This is a genomic window from Bradyrhizobium sp. AS23.2, assembly GCF_001908185.1.
Classification (GTDB): Bacteria; Pseudomonadota; Alphaproteobacteria; order Rhizobiales; family Xanthobacteraceae; genus Bradyrhizobium.
In genome coordinates, this window is the sequence record NZ_LGHM01000259.1 from 1 (window position 1) to 7,478 (window position 7,478).

At 62.0% G+C, this 7,478-nt stretch carries 6 protein-coding genes; 2 read left to right on the forward strand and 4 right to left on the reverse strand.

What is annotated here, in order from left to right:
- The 3 genes from AC630_RS39960 to AC630_RS46020 form a co-directional block, all read right to left on the reverse strand.
- Window positions 1-869 (reverse strand): helicase HerA domain-containing protein (locus AC630_RS39960; protein ID WP_143198687.1); only part of this gene is annotated, 869 nt, incomplete at its 3' end.
- Window positions 870-974: 105 nt separating this feature from the next.
- Window positions 975-1,793, reverse strand: coding sequence for a YkgJ family cysteine cluster protein (locus AC630_RS39965; RefSeq protein WP_074123834.1), 819 nt, complete (start codon window positions 1,791-1,793; stop codon window positions 975-977).
- Window positions 1,794-2,474: 681 nt separating this feature from the next.
- Window positions 2,475-3,539 carry a ketopantoate reductase family protein gene (locus AC630_RS46020; protein WP_074123835.1) on the reverse strand — a complete coding sequence of 355 codons (1,065 nt, stop codon included), beginning with the start codon at window positions 3,537-3,539 and terminating at the stop codon, window positions 2,475-2,477.
- Window positions 3,540-4,621: 1,082 nt separating this feature from the next.
- On the opposite strand from AC630_RS46020, the gene AC630_RS39975 reads away from it, so the two are divergent.
- Window positions 4,622-5,701, forward strand: coding sequence for an alpha/beta hydrolase family protein (locus tag AC630_RS39975; protein WP_074123836.1), 1,080 nt, complete (start codon window positions 4,622-4,624; stop codon window positions 5,699-5,701).
- Between the two features lie 199 nt (window positions 5,702-5,900).
- On the opposite strand, the gene AC630_RS39985 is transcribed toward AC630_RS39975, so the two are convergent.
- A complete protein-coding gene (locus tag AC630_RS39985; protein ID WP_074123838.1) occupies window positions 5,901-6,380 on the reverse strand; it encodes a MarR family winged helix-turn-helix transcriptional regulator in 480 nt (159 codons plus the stop codon).
- Between the two features lie 520 nt (window positions 6,381-6,900).
- Here AC630_RS39985 and AC630_RS39990 point away from each other — a divergent pair.
- A partial coding sequence (locus AC630_RS39990) for a porin (RefSeq protein WP_143198688.1) occupies window positions 6,901-7,478 on the forward strand: 578 nt, incomplete at its 3' end.

Here is a 7,478-nt window from a genome sequence, read left to right on the forward strand (position 1 = left end):
CGGCTGGCATCGGGCGGCGGGGCGGCCAGGATCACGGCGCGCGCATCCTCAAGTGTGGCTTCCGGCAGCGGCATCAGCCGCGGCGTGGAGTTGCGCGGCTGGGTGTCGGTCGCGCCGATATTCAAACGCAAGGGGCGTCGTGACAGCGCTGGGCCGAGCGCCATGAACTGGCCGCGCTCGAGATCGCGAAAGGATTCGGCCTGCCGCCGCTCCATGCCGAGCAGGTCGGCGGCCCGCGCCATGTCGATGTCGAGGAAGGTCCGGCCCATCAGGAAATTGGAGGCTTCGGCCGCGACGTTCTTGGCGAGCTTGGCCAGGCGCTGGGTCGCGATGATGCCGGCAAGGCCGCGCTTGCGGCCGCGGCACATCAGATTGGTCATCGCACCGAGCGAAAGCTTGCGCGCCTCGTCCGAGACTTCGCCCGCAACGGCTGGCGCGAACAGCTGCGCCTCGTCCACCACCACCAGCATCGGGTACCAACGGTCGCGGTCCACGTCGAACATCCCGCCGAGGAAGGCCGCCGCACGGCGCATCTGGTTCTCGGCGTCGAGCCCTTCGAGATTGAGCACGGTGGAAACGCGATGTAGCCGCGCGCGCTCGCCGGCGACCTGGAGGCCGCGCTCGGTGTGATCCTCGGCATCGATCACCAGATGGCCGAAACGCTCGGCCAGCGTGACGAAGTCGCCCTCGGGGTCGATGATGGCCTGCTGCACCCAGGGCGCGCTCTGTTCCAAGAGCCGCCGCAACAGATGCGACTTGCCGGAGCCCGAATTGCCCTGCACCAGGAGGCGGGTCGCCAGCAGTTCCTCGAGGTCCATGGCCGCCACGGCGCCTGCCGTGGTCTGCCCCATCTCGATCGCAACCGTCATGTCCCCGACTCAAGTCCCCGTCATTCGCGGACAGGGGCTTATCAACCCGGCCGGGGCGCGTCGAGCGCTACAGCGCGAATCATGCCGCGTTGCCCACGGCGGAGTTCAGGCGTGATTCGACAACCTTAGAAGTGCGGGCCGGTAGGGAGGCTGCGGATCGTCGTCCTCGTTCCCGGGAATCGTGCAGGACCCGAATTCCTGCCTGATCCGCTCGATCTCGGCGATGCGCTCGTGCAGCCGCTGCAAGTGCTCCTGCGATGTCGCCCGCCAGAACCGGAAGGTGTCGGCGGTGAGCGGCAGGAACGCAATTCCGAACAACGTCGGATCAGGAACGACGGTGCGTCCGAGCAGCAGGAACCGGTCGGCGCCGGAGACGATAAGGGTCGCGTAGCCGCGATTTCCGATTCGCCTGATCCCGTTCAGCGACCATTCGGCCAGCTTGCTGAAATACGGCTCCTCGCGCCAGCGATCGGGACAATCGTCGTCGACCGTCACGTTGACGGCGTCCTGGCTGAAATGCACCACGATGCCCGACTTCGCGGGAAACCAATTGTCGTCGAGATGGCCCTGCAGCCAGGCGCAGACGAATGACCGGCACATCTGCGGACGGCGGTCGTAGATGGTGCATCCGGTGCCCGCCTGCCAATGCTTGCAGAGCTGGTTCACCGGCTTGTCGACGCTGGCCACCTCGAGGATATCGCAGCAGGCATTGCACGATCCGCATTCCCGGGCGGGACGCGGCGTTTTCGGCAGGCCGGTCGCGCGAAAGCCCTGGCTATCGCGGACCAGCAGCATCTGCTTCTCCAGCGCATTCAACGCACGTTCGATCTTGAGACGGGATAGTCCGGTGGCGTCGATCACGCCCTTCATCGTCGTCGCGCCTGCCTCTACCGCGCGGACGACGCTCAGCATCGCCTGATCCATTTTTGTTGTTCTTGGTCTTCTGTTTTTTGTCGGCTTATCGAGCGACTGCTTTGGAATCCTTCGCCGAAGAACCGGCACGAAGCGCATCGCGCCGGTTGATAGTTTGGCAAGCGCATGTTGCGCGCGTATGTCCAAGTGACAAGAAGCCGGGCCTGATGCGGGCGCATGCAGCGCTTGCGCAAATGAATGATCGCGAATGGCGATCGCGAGCCTCTTCAAGACGACTGCCTGCAGAGACCTCGACTGCTTTGGCTCAAATCGCCGCGAAACGGGCTTGTTTCGGCGTTATGCGGCGTCGGGATATAATGAGCGACATGCTTTCTCTCACGCAGTCGTGATACCTACCATGTGCGCGCTCGCGCACGCGGCGACGACACGTTTGCGTGATCGCGGGCATTTGAAACAGATCGCACATCGAGTTGCTCGCGCGTTACACCGGGAACCATCGTCCGCGTCGTTCGCGGCGCATTGAAGTTCAACCGACGTACTCGCGAACATAAGACCGCTGCCGCGTCAGCTTGGCATGCGCCTTCGACGTACGGCGCTCCCCGGCTGAGACACTCTGCGATCGTGACGCGCACCGGCGCGGTCACGCTCGTCGCCGTGACCGGCCTGATCTGGCTTCAATCTTTTCTGAGCGCCTGAGCGCGGACGCTGCCGGGCAGGGACCGGAGAGGCCCGCTACTGCGCGCCGGATCCACCCTGTACGATCTTCTCGTTCAGCTTCTGGTCCACGGTCTCGACCGTGCGGTCGATCTCGGCATTGGGCACGCCGAGCTGATGCGAGATCAGCTTTACCAGCAGATCGACGCGCTCGATGAAGGGCGCGCCGGTTGCGACCGCGCGCGCGGCCGATGACGGCTTGAGCAGGCTTTCGGCGGCCTTGGCGTATTTCGCGAAGGGGACCTGGTCCTGCGGATCGGCGCCGAGGCGGCGGGCGATCGCGTCGACATGGTCGTAGATCTGCTGCGAGCGCGCGAGATCGCCATGCACGGCGTCGCGGATCGACTGCGGCTCGTGCGGCGTGATGCAGCGGTAGTTACCGGTCAGCAGCATCGACCATTTCGCCAGCGGCACGAACAGCGAGTCGAATACCTTCAGCTTCACCGGCACGTCGTGGCCGTCGAGCGTCACCGCGTCGATGTCGGCTTCGAGCTCGCGCAGCACCTTGTTGTGCTTCTCATCGGCGAACGCCGATGCCTTGAAGTTCGTGGGCAGGCCGACATGGAGCACGTTCGCCGCTTCTTCCGGCGGGCGGAAGGCCTGCGGGTCGGGCGAGCACAGCGTCACAAGGCCGGGCTCGAAGCGCTCCCACACCTGCGCATTGGTGTAGGCCTCCTCGAGGTCCATGCCTGCGAGCGAGGGGATCCGCTTCAGATAGGGCAACGGCGGCATGTTCATGATGGACAGGCACGGCAGCTTCGCCGCGGCGATCTTGACCATGAGAACCCGGACCGTGTGATTGGTGTATTGCGGCTCCTGCATCGCAAGGCCGACCATGTCGTAGCGGGAGACGTCGACATCGGCCGGCGTCACCGCGTCGAGCTTGCCGGGCAGGTCGCGCGAGAAGATGGCACGGTGCCCCGCCTCGTCGCGCAACTTGATGCGCACCTCGGTACCGTCGCGATTGATCAACGCGGCAGTCTTGGCGCGGCAGACCAGGGTGACGTTGTGCCCCGCCATCAGGAGCTTCGTTCCCAGCAGGGAGCCGTAGGAAGCCCCAAGAATCAGAATGTTACGCGCCATATTCCGTCCCTTCGACAACTTGTGCGATTTTTGAGCCCCGGCGTCATCCGAGGGTGAGTTGGCGGCATGTAAGGCGAACTGGCAGGGGATGGCAACTGGGATAATGCATACAAGGCGCCAGAGTTCAGTTGGCAGTCCCGGCGTGCTGCCCGGCGGAAAACAGCGTGACCGTCCCGAAGCCCGGATGGAGCGGAAGCGAAATCCGGGGACCGGCGTCCCTAGCGATGTGACCCGGATTGCGCTTCCGCCTTTGCTCCTCGAGCGACGGCGGACAAGTCGCTCCATCCGGGCTTCTTCTGTAACGGCCCTTGCGCGACATGGTCTCAAATTGCCGATGGACAACACCGCTCGTGCTGCGTCCCATGCCGCCATCGTCAAAATGATTCGACTTTACCGAAATTCGGAAATGTGACATCTCGCCCCGGTTCAGCAGGAGAGGCGTCATCGTGTGTTGCCATGTTTCGCGCGCCGGGTTGCGTCGGACGCGGCAATGTCGGCACGCTTGCAGTACGGAGCTCGCTGTGAGTTCGTGGCTACGTGCGGATGAGCGGCGCTGTTGGTTCGTCTCGCCAACATTGTACGTCGACAGTTGGAAAACCTCGCGGCGAAGACGCCCGGCATTGATGCAGCGGCAATCCGCCGCATCTTTTGCCGTATCGCGAATTCACGATGAGATGCGACACAGGCGTGCCGCTTCTCTTTCGTCGATCGCAACAAAAAAACGACAAAGCTGGCATCACAAAAGTAGCAGAGTGGGTGGCCCTACAACTGCATGTCAGCGACGGAGCTGAGACGTGACGAATGAGATGAGCCGGCGTGGATCGTGCATCGAAGCCGACTCTTTTGGAGTAGTGACCGTTTCGTTCGGTGCCTTCGCCGCGCGAAGCGAAGCTGGAGCCATCATCAGGCTGGGTCTCGTCGCGCCGAAGGGTGGAGCGAACGCGGCGTATGGGGCCGTTGGACGCAATCGGGCACGCCTGTGATCGCATCGAGCAGACGAGCAGGGCGCAGCGCTGAAAGCGAAGTGGGCAAATCCGGGCACAAGTCCGGGCAACCGCTGACGGCGCCGTTCGGGGATTGAGATGGAAGGGGATCATTGGCCGCACGGCTCGTGCGACGGCGCCGGCCGAAGCCTGGCATGCCTGCGCAATCGCGCGTCCGGATTTTTCGAAAGCTTGTCCATCGCAGAGCTTGCGCGTGGGGCGCACAGGCATCTGTGGATTTCGGACTGGTTGAGGATCGCAGACGACTACCAGGCATTCGCCGAATCCGCGCGCGATACTTCCGTTCAGACTGCACGGGAAGCGTGGCTGTGCTCGCTGACGGCCCTTGAAGTCGCGAGAAGTTTGGCTTGTCCAGGAGATATCGAGAGCGCCGACCTCGCGGACAAGGTTGGTATCGGCCTGAGAGGCTTCGAGGATGACGCTGGTCCAGCGATTGAGCGCGTGCAGATTGATTGCCTTGATCAAGGGGCGTTGACCGGCTTTTTTCTCCCGGCGTTCCGTCATGGACCTTCCGCACCCGCCGTAATCTGCGTCAGTGACGAGGAAATCTCACTGGGATCGATGATGAGCAGGCTGTTGCCGGCCTCACTCCGCCGGAACATGTCGCTCCTGCTCATCGATGCCGGCAACTCATCCGTTCGGCGCTCTTTCAAGCCGGAGCATGTGCTTCAATGCTGGTTGGACTACCTGGAGGCTCGCCCGGATGTCGACCCGCAGCGGATCGCGATCTATGGCGAAGGGGCCGGCGCCATTCATGCGTCCCGCCTTGCCCGCTCGGATCGCAGGATAGCTGCCGCCGTGTGCGACGGCGGCCTTTTGACGCCGGCCATACGTCGCGCATCACTGCGCTGGATGACCGGCTTCGGGCAGCCCGTCCATGACGGGACCTCGACAGGTTCGTCGCTGCCGTCGCGTCGAATACCATGCCCGCTCCTCACGGTTGTCGGGAGTCGCTCGATGATATGGGAGCAGGATGCTCTCGAGCTGCAAGCCGGCTATCGCCAGGCAGGAGCTGATTGCTCGGTCGTCGTGCCGAACCGCATCCCGCACCCTCTGGGTGAGGTCGAGAACTTCATCGCCGTGGACGACTTCATTCTCGATTGGCTCGACAGCAAGCTTGGAGCTGCCCGTCAGCTTGATCCCCTGGTTTATCTCTAGAGCGTTTTCGAGCGAAGTGGATGCTGCTTCGCGTAAAGAAAACGCGTCAAAACAAAAATCTAGAGCCCCGTTCCGATTCCATCGGAACGGAAATGGCTCTAGTCGTGTGAGGGAGAATTGCGCGCAGGCCGATCCTGGCGCGGCGCGACGTATAATTACGTCCGGCTCTGGCGCTTAATCCGCGCCCGGCATCTGCGGATCACGAAACGTCGATAGCCAGCAATCGTGCAGCCAGCCGGGCGTTCTTGGCAATCGTTGCGAGCGCGGCGTTCAAGTCAGCCAAGGTTTTCTCGTCGAGCTCGTTGAACATGGTCGAATTCAAGGCGAGCTTTCTCTTGGACAGTTTTTCGATTTCCGTTGTCGCCTTCGCCGTAAGTGACATCAGGACGAAGCGCGCGTCGTCTGCTCCCGGTCGCCGCGATAGAAAGCCGGCCTTTTCGAGGTTCTTGGTCTGGTTGGTCACAAAGGCCGGGTGGACCCGTAACTTGTTCGCAATGTCGATCCCGGCGACGCCGCGCCCGTCGTCCAGTTCGGTGATTGCCATCAAGATCAGCCATTGCGGCTCGGTAATGCCCAGCAGTCCAGCCCAGCTGGTGTGGATGTCCTCCAGCTGAGAGTGGATTTCGACCACGTTCCAGATGAAGTCAGTAATCGCTCTGCCGAGTTTCTTCTCGATCATGTCGGTCCCGACTTCGTTCAGGAGGAGCAGATCAGTCTTTGTACCGGGATATTTGGCAGACGTCTCCAATATCGCGCACGGACGATGCTGGTGCCGGCGTCGCATCGCGGAAACGATCGCCTCCATTAATGCTTGCAAAAAACAATTAATTAAATTACGGCTTTTGACACTCAAGGTTTGCTGCTCTTGACCGTCTCGATGGACAGCAATGTGAGATCTCCAAGGAAGCCCTCGGGATGCCCCCTGAGGGCTTTTTTTGTTATTTATCTTATATTTACTTGGTGCACTGGCACTCCTGTTGCCTTCGGGCAACATCCCGTCCCTAACTTACGATTCACCAAATCAATAAATTGAGGCGATTGTTTTTATAAACTATACGTGAGTCACGACGGAGGGGGGGCACCTCACTGTCGTTTCAGTCCGGACCTTCAGTGCGGACCTGAATTGAACGGAAATTAAAGAGGGTGAAGCGGCCTCCGCCGAGGAGCCGAGCCCCCTGAATCGACTTGGAGGTTTACTAATGAAGTTGACGAAGACGCTCTTTCTCGGCTCGGCCGCCGGCCTGATGGCTGTCTCCGGCGCGTTCGCAGCCGATCTTCCCGTGAAGGCCAAGGCGGTCGAGTACGTGAAGGTCTGCTCGCTGTACGGCGCTGGCTTCTACTACATCCCGGGCACTGACACCTGCATCAAGCTGGGTGGCTATCTGCGTGCTGAAGTCGGGCTGAACACGAACAGCATTTACGGCACCCAGGCTGCCTCTCCCGCCAGCGGGCGCAATCGCCTGAGCAACTACTACACCATGCGCGCTCGTGAAGATCTCAACATCGACACGCGCACCGCCACCGAGTACGGCGTCGTCCGCACCTTCTTCGATGCGACGTTCTCCTGGACCACGGGCGGCTATCAGGGCACCGGTTCCGGGTTCGGCGGCACCGCCTATACCGGCACGCTGGCCCTCAACAACGCTGGTGCGGCCCCGGCGCTGGTTGGTTCGTCGATCAACCCGACCGACGGCGGCACCTCGGGCGGTTCGCTCGGCGTGTACTACGCCTTCATCCAGTTCGCTGGCTTCACCATGGGTAAGGCCGTGTCGCAGTT

What these genes read in the sequence shown, in the direction of transcription:
- AC630_RS39985 (WP_074123838.1), bottom strand. Translation starts at nt 6,380, where the DNA reads ATGATCGAGAAGAAACTCGGCAGAGCGATTACTGACTTCATCTGGAAC.
- AC630_RS46020 (WP_074123835.1), bottom strand. Translation starts at nt 3,539, where the DNA reads ATGGCGCGTAACATTCTGATTCTTGGGGCTTCCTACGGCTCCCTGCTG.
- AC630_RS39965 (WP_074123834.1), bottom strand. Translation starts at nt 1,793, where the DNA reads ATGGATCAGGCGATGCTGAGCGTCGTCCGCGCGGTAGAGGCAGGCGCG.
- AC630_RS39975 (WP_074123836.1), top strand. Translation starts at nt 4,622, where the DNA reads ATGGAAGGGGATCATTGGCCGCACGGCTCGTGCGACGGCGCCGGCCGA.